At 71.3% G+C, this 14,587-nt stretch carries 16 protein-coding genes; 12 read left to right on the plus strand and 4 right to left on the minus strand.

Annotated features, from left to right (window positions below; genetic code table 11):
* Positions 1-1,124: MFS transporter (locus tag ETD85_RS50895; RefSeq protein ID WP_138697069.1), on the minus strand; the 1,124-nt coding region annotated here is incomplete at its 3' end.
* Positions 1,125-1,184: 60 nt separating this feature from the next.
* On the opposite strand from ETD85_RS50895, the gene ETD85_RS50900 reads away from it, so the two are divergent.
* From ETD85_RS50900 to ETD85_RS50915, 4 genes are all read left to right on the plus strand, one after another.
* Positions 1,185-1,556 (plus strand): MerR family transcriptional regulator, encoded by a 372-nt coding sequence (locus ETD85_RS50900; protein ID WP_138697070.1) that lies wholly within the window; start codon positions 1,185-1,187, stop codon positions 1,554-1,556.
* A gap of 94 nt (positions 1,557-1,650) precedes the next feature.
* Complete coding sequence (locus tag ETD85_RS50905) at positions 1,651-2,484, plus strand: alpha/beta fold hydrolase (protein WP_138697071.1); 834 nt, start codon at positions 1,651-1,653, stop codon at positions 2,482-2,484.
* A 246-nt stretch (positions 2,485-2,730) separates the two neighbouring features.
* Positions 2,731-3,111: a hypothetical protein gene (locus ETD85_RS50910; protein WP_138697072.1), complete on the plus strand. Its 381-nt coding sequence runs from the start codon at positions 2,731-2,733 to the stop codon at positions 3,109-3,111.
* Positions 3,112-3,412: 301 nt separating this feature from the next.
* A complete protein-coding gene (locus ETD85_RS50915; protein WP_138697082.1) occupies positions 3,413-4,192 on the plus strand; it encodes a TetR/AcrR family transcriptional regulator in 780 nt (259 codons plus the stop codon).
* An 82-nt stretch (positions 4,193-4,274) separates the two neighbouring features.
* Here ETD85_RS50915 and ETD85_RS50920 read toward each other — a convergent pair whose 3' ends face one another.
* From ETD85_RS50920 to ETD85_RS50930, 3 genes are read right to left on the minus strand one after another with little or no spacing between them, the layout of a single operon-like run.
* Entirely contained in the window at positions 4,275-4,625 is a 351-nt protein-coding gene (locus ETD85_RS50920) for a DUF4180 domain-containing protein (RefSeq protein ID WP_138697073.1), read from the minus strand.
* Between the two features lie 57 nt (positions 4,626-4,682).
* On the minus strand, positions 4,683-5,081 hold the full coding sequence (locus tag ETD85_RS50925; RefSeq protein ID WP_138697074.1) for a helix-turn-helix domain-containing protein: 399 nt from the start codon (positions 5,079-5,081) through the stop codon (positions 4,683-4,685).
* Between the two features lie 53 nt (positions 5,082-5,134).
* Positions 5,135-6,328, minus strand: coding sequence for a winged helix DNA-binding domain-containing protein (locus ETD85_RS50930; protein WP_138697075.1), 1,194 nt, complete (start codon positions 6,326-6,328; stop codon positions 5,135-5,137).
* 138 nt (positions 6,329-6,466) lie between these two features.
* Between ETD85_RS50930 and ETD85_RS50935 the strand changes: the two genes are divergently transcribed.
* The 8 genes from ETD85_RS50935 to ETD85_RS50970 all read left to right on the plus strand — a co-directional run.
* Positions 6,467-8,005: a phenylacetate--CoA ligase family protein gene (locus ETD85_RS50935; RefSeq protein WP_138697076.1), complete on the plus strand. Its 1,539-nt coding sequence runs from the start codon at positions 6,467-6,469 to the stop codon at positions 8,003-8,005.
* A complete protein-coding gene (locus ETD85_RS50940; protein WP_138697077.1) occupies positions 8,002-8,448 on the plus strand; it encodes a DUF4188 domain-containing protein in 447 nt (148 codons plus the stop codon). Before ETD85_RS50935 ends, ETD85_RS50940 begins: the two co-directional genes overlap by 4 nt.
* Positions 8,445-9,536: a hypothetical protein gene (locus tag ETD85_RS50945; protein WP_206059395.1), complete on the plus strand. Its 1,092-nt coding sequence runs from the start codon at positions 8,445-8,447 to the stop codon at positions 9,534-9,536. The genes ETD85_RS50940 and ETD85_RS50945 overlap by 4 nt, the downstream gene beginning before the upstream one ends.
* Complete coding sequence (locus tag ETD85_RS50950) at positions 9,533-10,450, plus strand: nitroreductase family protein (RefSeq protein ID WP_138697078.1); 918 nt, start codon at positions 9,533-9,535, stop codon at positions 10,448-10,450. Before ETD85_RS50945 ends, ETD85_RS50950 begins: the two co-directional genes overlap by 4 nt.
* Before the next feature lie 139 nt (positions 10,451-10,589).
* Positions 10,590-11,030, plus strand: coding sequence for a DUF6221 family protein (locus tag ETD85_RS50955; protein ID WP_138697079.1), 441 nt, complete (start codon positions 10,590-10,592; stop codon positions 11,028-11,030).
* 130 nt (positions 11,031-11,160) lie between these two features.
* Positions 11,161-12,384 (plus strand): formaldehyde dehydrogenase, glutathione-independent, encoded by a 1,224-nt coding sequence (fdhA, locus tag ETD85_RS50960; RefSeq protein ID WP_138697080.1) that lies wholly within the window; start codon positions 11,161-11,163, stop codon positions 12,382-12,384.
* Between the two features lie 177 nt (positions 12,385-12,561).
* Positions 12,562-13,734, plus strand: a complete 1,173-nt coding sequence (locus ETD85_RS50965) for an RCC1 domain-containing protein (RefSeq protein ID WP_138697081.1) — start codon at positions 12,562-12,564, stop codon at positions 13,732-13,734.
* Between the two features lie 295 nt (positions 13,735-14,029).
* Positions 14,030-14,587 (plus strand): RICIN domain-containing protein (locus ETD85_RS50970; protein WP_170247296.1); only part of this gene is annotated, 558 nt, incomplete at its 3' end.

Raw genomic sequence — 14,587 nt, forward strand, 5'->3', positions numbered from 1 at the left:
CCGGCGCCCTCCAGCACCACCCCGCCGGCCAGCGAGCCCGCCGCGATGCCCGCGTTGTACACCGTGGTCTGCATGGACGTGGCCACATCCGCGTTCCCCGGCCCCGACGCGTTCACCAGGGCCGTCTGCAGCAGCGTCGGCACCCCGCCGAAGGCCGCCCCCCAGAGCCCCACCGCGACCGTCAACAACACCGCCGCCCCGCCGAGCGCGTCCGCGTACCCGGGCTCCGTCCCAGAGAAGAGCCCCAGCACCGTCATCGCCCCCGCCACCACCGCCAGCACCACCACGAGCGACACCCGCAGGAACCGGTCGATCACCGCCCCGATCACCCAGATCCCCGCCACCGTGCCCGCCCCGAATGCGAGCAGGACCACGCTCGTCCGCACCGCCCCTGTCAGCTCCGCGAACGCCGCCACATACGTGTACATCGTCTGATGTCCCACCAGCACCAGCAGCGTCACCCCCAGCACGGTCCGGATCCCAGGGATGACCGCGACCCGCCGCAGCGGCACCCGGGCCGCGGCCGCCTCGCCGGGGAAGTTCGGCACCTGCCACCGCACCCACCCCACCAGCACGACCGCCACGACGGCCAGGCCGCCGAACGCGGCCCGCCACCCGAACGCCGACGCCAGCGCCGCGCCCGCCGGGATCCCCGCGCACAGCGCCACCGTGATCCCCGCGGACACGATCGCGATCGCCCGCCCGCGGCGCTCCGGCGGCACCATCCGCGCCGCGTACCCGACCAGCATCGCCCACAGGATCCCGCCCATCACACCGGCCAGCACCCGGGCCCCGAAGGTGACCGCGTACGACGACGACAGCGCCGTCACCCCGTTGCAGACGGCGAACCCGGTCAGGGCCCCCACCAGCACCGGCCGCCGGGGCAGCCCGCGCAGCAACGCCGTCAGCGGGATCGCCGCCAGGAACGACGCCACCGCGTACCCTGTCACGAGGAACCCGACCTGCGCCTGCGACACCCCCAGCGCCGCCCCGATCTGCGGCAGCAGCCCGGCGGGCAGCAGCTCCGTCATGACCGCCGCGAACGCCGCCGAGAACAGCGCCAGCAGCCCCGGCCACGGCATTCTTCCGACGCGAGGCGCGCCGGCGATCGTCGTCCCAGTCATGCGCATATGCTGAAACCTTCACATCAATGTGAAGGCAAATCCGGACGATCGGGGTACGCGATGAGGATCGGCGAGCTGTCCCGGCGCACCGGCGTCCCCACCAGGATGCTGCGCTACTACGAGGAGCAGGACCTCCTCCACCCCGAGCGCGCCGAGAACGGCTACCGCCACTACCCCGGCACGGCCGTCCACCGCGTCCAGCAGATCCGCGGCCTGCTCGACTCCGGCCTCACCACGGAGATCATTCGCCGCATCCTGCCGTTCCTGGACAAGCCCGACGAGATCCACCTTCACCCGCAATGCCTCACCCCCGAGCTCGCCGACCTGCTCAGGGGCGAGGCCGGTCGGCTCCAGCAGCGCATCGAGTGCCTGTCCCGCAACCGCGACGCCATCTACGCCTATCTCGCCGCCGTGGAGACCTCTTCTCGGTGACCGCTCGTTCCTGACTTGTTCTCCGGAGAGTGTCTGTCCTGAGGCATCCCGTTCGTCGGTGCGACGTCAGGAGCACGAGAAAGGAACACCTCCCATGAACACCGTCACCTCTCCCGATGGAACCCGCATCGTCTTCGACCGCACAGGCACGGGACCTGCGATCATCCTGGTGGACGGGGCCATGTGCTACCGGGGCGCGGGCCCGGCCGGGCCGCTGGCGGCCGAGCTGGCCCGCGACTTCACCGTCTACACCTACGACCGGCGGGGGCGGGGCGACAGCGACGACACCGGCACCCTGGCCGCCGACCCCCTCAGCTCCGACACCCCCGATGCCGACGCCCTCAGCGTCGCCGCTCCCCTCAGCGTCGAGCGGGAGGCGGCGGATCTCGCCGCCCTGATCGAGTGCGCGGGCGGCACGGCCTACGTCTTCGGTCACTCCTCGGGCGCGATCCTGGCCCTGGAGACGAGCCTGCGCGGCGCGGGGATCGCGAAGCTGGCGCTGTTCGAGCCGCCGCCGGTCGGGGACGCCACGGCCGCCGACCTGGTCAAGCGGCTCGACGAGCTGGTGCGGGCGGGTGAGCGGGGTGCGGCGGTCGAGGCGTTCCAGACCGCGATCGGCATCCCGGCCGAGATGGTCGCGGGCATGCGCACCTCGCCGTTCCGCGCCGCACTGGAGGCCATCGCGCCCACCCTCGTATACGACACCACGCTCACGAGCTCGGCCACGCTCACCCGGTACGCCGCCGTCACGGTGCCCACGCTCGTCGTCGACAGCCTGGCCAGCTCGCAGCCGCTGCGCTCGTCCGCCGCCGATATGGCGAGGACCGTCCCCGGTGCCCGGCACCGCAGCGTCCCCGGCCGCGCGCACGACGCCGACCCGCAGACGCTGGCGCCGGTGCTGGCCGAGTTCTTCACCGAAGCGGGCTGAGGCAAGGCAGGGAACGGACATGGAGGCAGGAAAAGGGGGTGGGCAGGGGCGGCACAAGGCGCTTTATGCGGCCGGTTCCCCGCGTACGGCCGCGTACGGCGGCGTACGACCGCGACCGGTGACACCTCCCGAGTTTGCCGGTCAACGGCCCCCCGTTGGACGAAACCGGGCGTGGCGCTGCACGGCTACCACAAGATCGCTACATAGAGTGATGGCCGATGTCACTTCGTGTTACAGGGGGAGATCATGAAAGGTAGCCTCATCGCCGCCGGCGGTGCGCTGCTCGCCGCGGCCGTGGTGTTCGGGACCGCCGGCACCGCCGCCGCCGACACCTGGACCGACTGGAACCACCAGTACCCGGACCACTGCGGCCTCGGGGTGAACGAAGACACCACCTACCACCACGTCACGAAGCACGGCGTGTACGCCGGCACCCGCGACGCCGACGGCTGCAAGGGCGGAGCAGTCTACGGCTGGGGCTGGAAGCACGACCACGACCACCACGGCCATGGGCACGACAGCTGGGGCGAGCACCACTGGAAGCACCGCAACTGGCCCACCAGCGGCAACGGTAACTGGGTAGGCCACGGCTTCGGCCCAGGTGCCGGCATCGGCGTCGGCCGCTGACCCTTCGCCTTCACCTCTGTCCCGGTGCCCGCCGCGCGGACACCGGGACCGGCGTTTTCCGGGACCGGCGCTCTCCGGGGCAGGCGTCGGGACTGGCGGTTTCCGGGACCGGCACCGGGGCCGGCGATTTCCAGGACCGGCACCGGGGCCCTCGGCAGCGTCTCCCTCTCCACGCCCGGTGCGGCGCCGGGCGCCCCTTTCCATCCCTTTCCATCGTGAGATGATCGCGGTGACGAGTGACAGGTGACCACCACTGATATCCTTATGCCGTAAAGAGTTCGCTGGCATGGGGAGTTCCGCGGTGGTCGTCTTCGCGGGTCAGGGTGACGCGCGCCGTTCGATGGCGTTGCTGTGGCGCAGCGGCGAGCCCGGCGAGGTGCGGCCGGGGCCCAAGCCGGGGCTGAGCGTGGACGAGATCGTGGACGCCGCGATCGACCTGGCCGACAGCGAGGGCATGGCGGCCCTGTCCATGCGCAAGGTCGGCGAGCGGCTCGGCCGCACCGGGATGGCGCTCTACACCTACGTCCCGAGCAAGGGCGAGCTGGTCGACCTGATGTACGACAAGGCCATGGCCGAGCTGCCCTCCGGTTACGACCTGAGCGGCGGCTGGCGCCCGGCCGTCTCCTCCTGGGCCGAGCACGCGCTGGCCTGCTACGTACGGCATCCGTGGGTGCTGCAGGTGTCGCAGGCGCGGCCGGTGCTGGGGCCCAACGAGTTCGCGGCGCTGGAGAGCGTGGTCGGCATCCTGCGCGAGACCGGCCTGCGGCCCAGCAGGCTGCGCGGCGTGGTGGCGCTGCTGTTCGACTTCGTACGGGGTGCGGCCAAGACGGTGGCGGAGTCGCGGCTGGCCCCGTCGGCGACCGGGGTCTCGGACGAGGAGTGGTGGCAGGCGCGCTCGCAGCTGCTGGAGGAGGTGGCGCCGGGGTTCGCCACCCGCTTCCCCATGGTGACCTGGGTGGAGTCGGAGGACGACGAGCCCCCTACGGACGAGCCGTACCTGGAGCGCCGGGTGGGTGAGACGTTCGCGGTCGGCCTCCGCGTGCTGCTCGACGGCATCGAGGCGGCGGCGAAGACCGCCTGACACCCCGGCCGCACAACGCCCAGCTGCCCGACACCTCAGCCGCGCTAAGACCAGTCGCCGACCACTCCCGGCGGGGCGAAGGTCAGTCGCCGGCCGAGCGGCGTTCGGCCAGCTCCTCCAGGTCGCGGACGAACCAGAGCTGCCCGCCCCGGTTCGACTCGACCACCCACGCGCGCAGCGCCGAGCTGGCGTCGGTGAAGCGTGAGATGTCCCCCACGATCGCCATCCCCAGCCGGTACTGGGCGAACTTCTGCACCATCTCCCCCGCCACACCAGTGCGCAGGACGAAGAAGTCGTCGTGCAGGCGCTCGGCGGGCACGGCCACCCACCTGGCGCCGCGCCCGAAGGCCGCCCCGATGAGGTCGAGCGCGTCGCGCTCCTGGCGCAGGCGCGGGCCGTCCGGCTCGCAGACGAGCACCCCATCGTCAAGCATGACGGTTTCCCCCGAGTCCCCTGAATTCCGATCCGACGGGACGTGTTCGCCCACGGGTCACTCCCTCACCATCGCGTCGACGATTCTGAGCACCTGCGCGCTCGCCTCCAGCCCTCCCAGCACGATGATCTTCAGGTGCGCCCGTCCCTCGTCGTAGACGAACTCCACCCGCAGCCCGTGCGGCTCGCCCGCCAGGGAGCTCATGACCATCGTGCTGAGCCGGTCCATCTCGCGCCGGTCGATGCCGTCCACCTGCACGATGCTGGACACCTCGGCATGCCGCCGCGCCGGAGCGACCTCGGGCAGCCCGGCGAACTCCGCCAGGTCAAGCTTGGAGATCCGGTACTGCTTGCCGATCCTGACGGCGGGCAGCCGCCCGTCGCGTACGTAGTTACGCACGGTCTTGACGTGCAGACCCAGCAGGTCCGCCACCTGATCTACGGTGTATTGCTCCATATCGCTCCCTATTATGACGCAAAAAGGGAGTGTTAGGGACATCGAGCGGAAGGTCAGGCGTGGCCGCCCACGGTGACCGGGCCGATGGTCAGGCGCGGCCGCCCCTCCATCACCTCGCCCACCCGGTCCACCTGCTCGTCGAGCTCGCGGAGCTGGGCGGCGGTGAGGTCGCCGAGCGGCTCCACGGTGATGTCGATCTTGCTGCCGGACCGCCGCTGGTGCCACACGCCGCCGACGACCCCGTCCACGAGCAGCACGGGGAAGTTGCCCGCCTGCCCGCCGTTCAGCGCCCGCGCGGCCGCCGCCCCCGGGTAGAGCAGCTCACGGGGCCGCCCCGCCACCACGTACGCGTCGAAGTACGGCAGCAGCCGCACGCCCCTCGGCGGATCCGCGGGCACCTCCGTGTCACCCGCCAGCACCCAGGCCCGCTTCCCCTCGAAGACGACCTCTTCCAGCTCCTCCGCCGAGAACGCCTGCGCCGCCCACTTCACCGGCCCGCCGGCCCACTGGGCGAACTGGTCGGGCGTGGCGGGCCCGTACGCCGCCAGATATCTCCGCACGAGCGCCCCCAGCCCGTCGGTCACGGGCGCGAGCTCGGGAGCGGCGGTGTAGGTGACCTTGCGGCCACGCACCGGCCCGAAGACGAACGCGCCCCGATGCGCGGCCACGTGCATCACCATCCGCCAGCGCGGCCACCAGCCCTGGAACGCGGGCATGACGAGATCACCGGCCCAGGGCCCGGTGGCCGCGATGACCGCCTCGCTCAGCTCGTCGATCGTCATCGCGGCCGGGGCCAGCACTTCGCGGATCGCCGCCACCACCTGGTCGGTCTGCTCGGCCGTCATCCTGATGGACTTGGGCGCCGCGGTGTGGGCACCGGGCAACGACGACATCGCGCTCACCCACATCGGCAGGTCGCGGGCGGGCAGGAGATGCACGGTGCCGCGCGGCCCGTGCGTCTTGACCAGGCTGCGCCCCTCACCCCACAGTGCCGCGCGCACATGAGCCCGCGTCACGCCGTCCGCCCGCAGGCCGATGGACGCCTCGGCGGCCGACATCACCTGAGCGTGCGCCCCGCACATGGCCGCCACGATGTCCTCCACTGGGCCCTCCACTGGGCCCTCCACTGGGCCCTCCGCTGGGCCCTCCACCGTGGCCAATCCGGTGCCCGTCGCGGGCCGTCCCGCGCCGAGCCCGGCCCGCTCCAGCCGCCGGGCGCTCACCTGCGGCCACGACATTTCGATCATCAGGTCCTCCTCCGTCAAGTCCCACCCACGGTAGAGGGTGATGCGGAAAGATCCCTTCCGCATTAGCGGTCTCACGAAGAAGATGATGAAAGTGGGTGTAAAGCGAGCTTTCATCCAGTCCCACTAATCTCACCCGTCATGACCCGCCTCAGCCCCGTCCTCGGGCCGCTCACCCTCCGCCAGCGCTGGCGAAGGGCCCGGCTCCAGGCCTATTCCTGGTCCCTCACCGGCGCGTACCGCCTGGGCGCCCTGCACCCCGCCATCTGGCGGATGGTCGCCCGCGGCTACCATCCCGCGCTCGACCGGGTGGCCGCCCGGCACGCCAGGCTGGCCTGCCAGTTCGCCGCCGTGGACGTCCCGGCCTACCGGGACTTCCTGCGTACGCGCGGCGCCGGGCAGGCGAGGAGGCTGGCCGACTTCCCGGAGACGACCAAGCAGAACTACGCCGGGGTGTACGACGAGGAGAGCCGCTGCCAGGAGGGCAGGCTGCACCGGGCCGGCGTGATCGTGGACGAGTCGTCGGGCTCCAGCGGCAAGCCCTACAACTGGGTACGCGGGCCGCGCGAGCTCAAGGGCATCTACCGCAACGCCGCCGGGTACATCGAGCTGGTCTTCCCCGGCAGGAAGCTGTTCGTGATCAACGCGTACTCGATGGGCGCCTGGGCCACCGGCACCACCACGGGCACGGCGATGACCAGGATCGCGATGGTCAAGAACACCGGCCCCGACCTGGAGAAGATCGCCGATACGCTGGAGCACTTCGGCCCGGGCTACGACTACGTGGTGACGGCGTACCCGCCGTTCCTCAAGCATCTGCGCGACCGCCTCGACGAGGCGGGCTTCCCCTGGGCGGACTACCGCGTGCGCGGCATGGTCGGCGGCGAGGGCATGACGGAGGCGCTGCGCGACTACCTGGAGGAGCGGTTCGAGGAGGTCCGCTCCGGCTACGGCGCGAGCGACCTGACGATCGGGATGGGCGCGGAGAGCGGGTTCAGCGTGGCGCTGCGCCGGCGTCTGGCCGCCGACCAGGGATTACGCGACCGGCTGCTCGGGCCGGGCGAGCAGCGGCTGCCGATGATCTTCCACTACAACCCGCTGGAGACGTTCCTGGAGGTGAACGCGGACGGCGAGCTGCTGTGCACCATCAACACCAAGACGTGCCTGCAGCCCAAGCTCCGCTACAACGTCGGCGACGAGGCCCGGCTGCACACCCTCGCCGAGGTCAGGCGGGCGCTGGGCGACGAGGCGTACGAGAGCGCGTGGACCGACGAGCGGATGAACCTCCCGCTGCTGTTCCTGTTCGGCCGCAAGGACTCGACGATCTCCTACATGGGCGCCAACCTGTACCCGCAGGACGTCGAGTACGGCCTCTACCAGGGCAACCCGTACGCCTCCGCGATCAACCGGTTCTGCCTGTCGCTGGAGGAGCTGCCCGGTCTGGAGTACCGGCCGGTGATCAACATCGAGCTGCGCGGCGAGGCCGACCGCGAGCTGCTGGCGGACATCTGCCGCAAGGGGGTCGCCGCCCACCTGAGCGCGGTCTCGCGCGACTTCGCCGAGTCGCTCAAGGAGGACCCGACGGCCGCCGACCTGCGGGTCAAGGTCTACGGCCTGGACGAGGGGCCGTTCGCCGGGCTCACCAAGATGAAGAACATCTACCTGGTGAAGGACGCATGAGGACCACGGATTTCAGCAAGGCCCCGCCGCAGGGGCAGGCCACGGCGATGTTCGTCGGGGCGACCCGCTACCGGGGGCCGCTGTCGATTCTCACGCTCACGCTGACGTGGTTCCGGATGGTCCGCGACATGAAGCGGATGCGCGGCTACCGCTGGCACAAGGTGTACTGGGAGTTCCCGTTCACGCTCGGGACTCTGGCCTTCTTCGAGGACCGCGACGCGCTGCTGCGCTTCGCGCGCAGCCGGCACCACCGCAAGCTCATGCAGTGGGTGACGGACGGCACGAAGAACGCCACGGCGGGATACATCCGCCTCTACAACGCCGAGCCGGAGGGCTACAGCAACGGCGTCTGGCGCGCGGAGGGCGGGCCGATGGCGCACATCGCGACGTTCACCCCGCTGTCCGGCGAGGACGGCGACGGCCCGCGGGTGAGGCGCGGGTGAGCGCCGGGCGCGCAGCCGGGCTGCGGCCCGTCGAGACGCGAGCTGACCTGCGCGAATTCCTGGCGCTGACCGACCGCGTCTACGCGGGCGAGCCGCGGTTCGTCCCGCCGCTGCACGCCCAGGTACGCACCTGGCACCGCCAGGGCGTCGGCCTGTTCCTGCTGCGGCGCAACGGGCAGGTGGTGGCCAGGACCACGCTGCACACCGACGCCGCCCTGGACGCCAAGCTGGGCCGGGCCACGCAGCTCTTCGGGCTGACCGAGTTCGTGGCGGAGGCGGCGGAGGAGCTGTTCGACGGCATCTGCGCCGCCGGGGCGGCCGGCGGCAGGCAGGCGGCGTTCGGGCCGGTCTCGCTGCTGCCGAACCAGGCGGGTGGCGTCATCACCGGCGGCTTCGGCGAGCGCGGCTTCATCGACAGCGCCTGGAACCACCCCTACTACCCGGCGGCCTACGAGGCGTACGGCTTCGCCCGCCGCTTCGAGTCCGACACCTGGATCTGCCCGGTGCCGCCGGAGCCCGTGTTCGCCTTCGACGACGCCCGAATCGAAGCCGAGCGGCTGCGGGTGCACCGGGGCGACCGGCGGCGGGTCAAGGAGCAGCTGCCCATCCTGCGCGAGATGCTCAACGCCAGCTTCGCGCAGCTCGGCTACTACACCGAGATCTCGGCCGAGCAGCTCGCGGCGCAGACGGACGGGCTGGCGTACCTGCTGGACGAGGCGCTGCTGCTGTATCTGACGAAGGCGGAGCGGCCGGTCGCGTTCGTGCTCTGCCTGCCGGACATCTCGCGATTCATCGCGAGGATCCGCGGCGATCTGCACCTGCTGCACCAGCTCCGGCTCCTGGCCACCAGGTCCCGCTACCGCCGCGAGGCGGTGCTCATCATCAAGGGCACGGTGCCGGGCGAGCAGGGGCACGGCTACATGCGCCTGCTCTCCCGCGAGCTGCACGAAGGGCTGCGCAGGGGCGGATACGACACGCTGCGCAGCACGTACGTCGAGCGCACCAACCCCGGCTCCGCCGCCCAGTACGTCGCGATGGGCGGGCGCCCGTTGCACGGTTACACCTTCTACGGCAAGGATCTCGGGTGAGAGAGCTGCGGGCGCTGGAGCCCGACTTCTGGCGTGCGCCCAGCGCGCACAACACCCAGCCGTGGACGCTCACCTACGCCGCCGACGAGGTCGCCGTGGGCTGGGACCCGTCCAGGGCGCTGCCCGTCAGCGATCCCACGGGCCGCGATCTGCGGCTCAGCCTGGGGGCGTTCGTCGAATGCTGCCTGATCGTGTGCGCGGACGCGGGGCTGTCCATCGGATTCCACCACGACCCGGGGCCGCTGCGCGTGGGGTTCCTGCGGGCCGCGGCGCGGCCGTACGAGACGGCCTTCACCACGGCGGACGTGCGGGCGCGCGGCGCGAACCGCGGCGAGTACCAACCGGGCGGGCTGCCCGCCGAGACGGCGGAGCGGCTGACCGGGATGCGCAGGCTCGCCTGCCGGGACCTGGAGGACCTGCTGCACGCGGCGGACCTGCACCAGTTCGGCGACCGGGAGGTGACGCGGGAGCTGCGCCAGTGGCTGCGGCTGACCCGGCGCCACCGCCGCTACCTGCTCGACGGGCTCAGCGACCGGGCACTGGCGCTGAGCAGGGTGGAGGCGTTCGCGCTGCGGGCCTCGCTCGCGCTCTACCCGGCGCTGCGCCGCCTGGGCCTGCCCAGGGTGCTGGCCGGGGCCTCGCGGGGGCTGCTCGACTACGACGGGGACGTGCTGGTGCTGGTGGGGCCGGTCGATCAGGAGGTGGAGATGGGGCGGCTGTTGATGCGGCACTGGCTCACCCTGTCGGGCCTCGGGTACACCACGCACCCGCTCAGCCAGCTCATCGACGACGAGCGGACCAGGGCGGCGCTGGCCGGGCTGCTGGACGTGGCCGATCCGCGTACGCTGCTGCACGTGGCCAGGGTGGGCCGGCCGAAGGCGCCCGCCGCGCCGTCGGCCCGGCTGCGCGACTGACGGCCGGCCCGGCTGCGGGCCTGTCCACGGGCCCGCCCGCGGGCCTGCCTCGACGAACGGGCCCCGAACCGGGAACGATGGGATACATGATCTATGTCGAACGCGTGCGCAGCGGCGCGCGGCGAGAGGGCGTGGACCCGTGGACGAGCTGATCGCCTTCGTCCGCGCCCGGCTCGACGAGGACGAGCAGGCCGCCCGCGACGCCACCCCCGGCCCCTGGTCCTACGATCCCGGCAAGGAGTGGTACGACGGCGACGACTTCGTGACCATGACGAACGGGCAGGAGTTCGTCGGCTACGGGGGCACGTCGCCGTTCCGCGGCGCCATCTGCATCACCGGCGAGGCCGGGCACGCCCAGTCGGCGCGGGACGCCGACTACATCGCCCGCCACGACCCGGCCCGCACGCTGCGTGACGTGCGGGCGCGCCGGCGGACGCTCGACCGCTGCCAGGAGGGGCTGCTGTCCGGCGACCCGCGCCTGGCCGGCTTCGCGGCGGCGGCGGTCCGGGAAATGGCGCAGCGCTGGGACGATCACGACGACTTCGACGAGGGGTGGCGCGCGAGCTCGGATCCCGGCTAGATCCAATAGCTCTCGATATAATGGGACATTAAGCCATAAATCCTCTTACGCCCACTCCGCCGTCCTGGCGGGAGGTGATGTGGAACCCGGTGACACGACCGCCCACTTCGCGTACGAGGGAAGGAACGTCATGCCTGCCAACAAGGCCGTGGTCTACGAAGGCCCGGGCAAGGTCGAGGTGCACGAGACCAGCTATCCCGAGTTCGAGCTCATGGACGGCCCGGGGGTCAACCCGGCCAACGTGGGACGCAAGCTGCCGCACGCCGCGATACTCAAGACCGTCGCCACCAACATCTGCGGCAGCGACCAGCACATGGTCCGCGGCCGCACCACGGCTCCTCCGGGGCTCGTCCTGGGGCACGAGATCACCGGCGAGGTCGTGGAGACCGGCCCTGACGTGGAGTTCATCAAGACCGGCGACCTCGTGTCCGTGCCGTTCAACATCTCCTGCGGGCGTTGCCGCAACTGCAAGGAGCGCAACACCCACATCTGCGAGAACGTCAATCCCGACCGGCCGGGCTCGGCGTACGGCTACGTCGACATGGGCGGCTGGGTCGGCGGGCAGGCCGACTACGCGCTGGTCCCCTACGCGGACTGGAATCTGCTCAAATTTCCTGACAAGGAGCAGGCCATGGAGAAGATCCTGGATCTGGCCATGCTCACGGACATCTTCCCCACCGGCTTCCACGGCTGCGTGAGCGCCGGCGTGGGGCCCGGATCGACCGTCTACATCGCGGGCGCCGGTCCGGTGGGGCTGGCCGCGGCCGCCTCCGCGTTCCTGCTCGGGGCCGCCGTGGTCATCGTCGGCGACCTGAACAAGGAGCGCCTCGACCAGGCCCGCAGCTTCGGCTGCGAGGCCGTGGACGTGTCCAGGGGCGAGCCGAGGGACCAGATCGAGGAGATTCTGGGCGTCCCGGAGGTCGACTGCGCGGTGGACGCCGTGGGCTTCGAGGCCCGCGGGCACGGCCGCGAGTCCGGCGAGGAACACCCGGCCACCGTGCTCAACTCGCTCATGGATGTCACCCGGGCGGGTGGCGCGCTGGGCATCCCCGGCCTGTACGTGACCGGAGACCCGGGGGCGCACGACGACGCCGCCAAGCAGGGCTCGCTGTCGATCAGGATCGGCCTCGGCTGGGCCAAGGCGCACAGCTTCGTCACCGGGCAGTGCCCCGTGATGAGGTACAACCGGCAGTTGATGACGGCGATCCTGCACGACAAGGTGCAGATCGCGAAGGCCGTCAACGCCACGCCGATCCCGCTCGACCAGGCGCCGCGCGGCTACCACGAGTTCGACGAGGGGGCGGCGCGCAAGTACGTCCTCGACCCGCACGGCCTGATTCCCAAAGCGGCCTGACCGTACGGCCTGATTCCCAAAGCGGCCTGACCGCACGGCCTTCCGATCCCCGGGCGCACACGCGTGGAACGGATGGAACGGCATGGAACGCCTCACGGGTAGCCATGAGAATCCTCCGGGCCGCACCTAGGAGGAGGTCAATCATCGGGCTCCGCCCGATCGTCCTGAGGAGACTTCATGTTAGGCAAGCGTGCGCGCGCGGCCCTTGCGGCCGTCGTGGTCATGGCCGGGTTGGCGCTCACAGCGCCGGCGGCCGCGGCGGCACCAAGCACTCACGCCATCGCGTGGGGGCGCGGATCCTTCGGCCAGCTGGGCAACGGGGGCTACGACGACCAGCAGGTCCCCGTCGAGGTACGCCAGCAGGAGGCGGGCTTCACCGAGCTCGCGGGCAGCCTCACCCACTCCCTCGCCATCGCCGCCGACGGCACGGTGTGGGCGTGGGGCCAGAACAACAACGGCCAGCTCGGCGACGGCTCCCACACCGACACCAACGTGCCGGTCAAGACCGTGGGCCTCACGGGCATCGTGGAGGTCGCCGCGGGCTGGGGCTTCAGCCTGGCGCGCAGCGCCAACGGAAACGTGTGGGCCTGGGGGTCCAACGCGTTCGGGCAGCTCGGGCTGGGGTCGTTCGGCGGCTCGTACGCCACCCCGCAGCTCCTGGGCGAGCTGCGCAACATCACGCACATCGAGGCCGGCTGGTTCCACAGCATGGCGCTGCGGAACTCGTTCACCGTGCTGGCCTGGGGGGCCAACTCGCGCGGGCAGCTCGGTGACGGGACGGGCGTCGACAAGGCGAGCCCCATCGTGGTGCCCGGCCTCGTCGGCAAGGACAGCGGGCCGGTCTACGACATCGCCGCGGGCTTCTACCACTCGCTGGCCGTACGCGCCAACGGCACGCTGCTCTCCTGGGGGGCCAACAACTTCGGGCAGCTAGGCAACGGGACCACCTCCGTCACGGCGTCGTTCGGCCCTCAGCAGGTGATCGGCGGCTACGGCCAGGTGCGGGCGGTGGCCGCCGGATGCGGGCAGAGCTACCTGGTGGACGGATCGGGCAAGGTGTGGGCGTGGGGCGACAACTCCCAGGCCCAGGTGGCCTTCACCGGCTCCGTCGTCACGCAGCCGCAGGTCATCCCCGGCCTTGTGGGCATGAGGGACGTGGCGGCGGGCTGTGCCTTCGGGCTGGCGCTCTCGTCGGGGGGCGAGGCGTACGGCTGGGGCCAGTACAACTCCGGCCAGACGGGCACCGGCAAACCCGTGCCGATGCCGCCGTTCCCGGTCGTATCGGGCACGGGGATCACGTTCATCGCCGCCGGCGGTGACCACGGGCTGGCCGCCCGGACGCTGGGCTGACGGCCGCAGGATGTGATCATCCCTGCCCGCTCTCGGGGAGAGCGGGCAGGGATTTCTGCTGTCCGGGCGACCGGGATGGGCGGCCCCGTTCGCGAGTAATGAGGCATTTCACAACTGGAAAGAGAGCCTTGACAGGGGGAAAGCGCTTTCCTATGGTGAGCCTATCCACTGGGACGGATGCCTTCTCTTTACCGGAATACGTCTCCATACGTGGATATATTCACATATGTGACTCGCTGGGGGGATCCGACCCGCAGGCCATCTTCGGCCTGCCGGACCAGCAAGGAGCTCGGCTGTGAAGAGCAGGTTGGACAAGAAGGCGGTCACGATCTGCATCGTGACCGCGGTCGCCGTAGCCGGATTAGCCGTCGGAACCTCCGCCGCCGCAGCCGATCCCGCGCCCGGCGCCTACACCCTCGTCAACGCGGGCAGCAACCTGTGCCTGGGCGTGCCCGCCGCCGGCACCGCGGACGGCGTGCAGCTCGCGCAGGCCGGCTGCGACGGGTCGGCCGCCCAGACCTGGAGCCTGGCCACCGCCACCGGCGGGTACCTGCTCAAGGCCGCGCACAGCGGCAAGTGCGCGGGCGTCGAGGGCGCGAGCACGTCGGCCGGCAAGGCGGTGCGGCAGGAGACGTGCTCGGGCGCCTCGTCCCAGTCGTGGACGCTGACCGCCTCCGGGTCCGCCTACCGGGTGGTCAACGCCAACAGCGCCAAGTGCCTCAACACCAAGGACAACTCGACCGCCGCCGGCGGGCTGATCCAGCAGAACTCCTGCGACTCGGCGGCGACCAAGCAGTGGCGGCTGGTCCCGGCCGGCGCCGCGACGCCGACCGCCACCCCGACCGTCACCCCC

This window comes from Nonomuraea zeae (genome assembly GCF_005889725.1).
Classification (GTDB): Bacteria; Actinomycetota; Actinomycetes; order Streptosporangiales; family Streptosporangiaceae; genus Nonomuraea; species Nonomuraea zeae.

Bases quoted from the DNA above. Each gene is read 5' to 3' on its own strand.
- ETD85_RS50920 (WP_138697073.1), bottom strand. From the start codon at position 4,625: ATGCTTGACGATGGGGTGCTCGTCTGCGAGCCGGACGGCCCGCGCCTG.
- ETD85_RS50905 (WP_138697071.1), top strand. From the start codon at position 1,651: ATGAACACCGTCACCTCTCCCGATGGAACCCGCATCGTCTTCGACCGC.
- fdhA (WP_138697080.1), top strand. From the start codon at position 11,161: ATGCCTGCCAACAAGGCCGTGGTCTACGAAGGCCCGGGCAAGGTCGAG.
- ETD85_RS50940 (WP_138697077.1), top strand. From the start codon at position 8,002: ATGAGGACCACGGATTTCAGCAAGGCCCCGCCGCAGGGGCAGGCCACG.
- ETD85_RS50965 (WP_138697081.1), top strand. From the start codon at position 12,562: ATGTTAGGCAAGCGTGCGCGCGCGGCCCTTGCGGCCGTCGTGGTCATG.
- ETD85_RS50930 (WP_138697075.1), bottom strand. From the start codon at position 6,328: ATGATCGAAATGTCGTGGCCGCAGGTGAGCGCCCGGCGGCTGGAGCGG.
- ETD85_RS50935 (WP_138697076.1), top strand. From the start codon at position 6,467: ATGACCCGCCTCAGCCCCGTCCTCGGGCCGCTCACCCTCCGCCAGCGC.
- ETD85_RS50900 (WP_138697070.1), top strand. From the start codon at position 1,185: ATGAGGATCGGCGAGCTGTCCCGGCGCACCGGCGTCCCCACCAGGATG.
- ETD85_RS50910 (WP_138697072.1), top strand. From the start codon at position 2,731: ATGAAAGGTAGCCTCATCGCCGCCGGCGGTGCGCTGCTCGCCGCGGCC.
- ETD85_RS50925 (WP_138697074.1), bottom strand. From the start codon at position 5,081: ATGGAGCAATACACCGTAGATCAGGTGGCGGACCTGCTGGGTCTGCAC.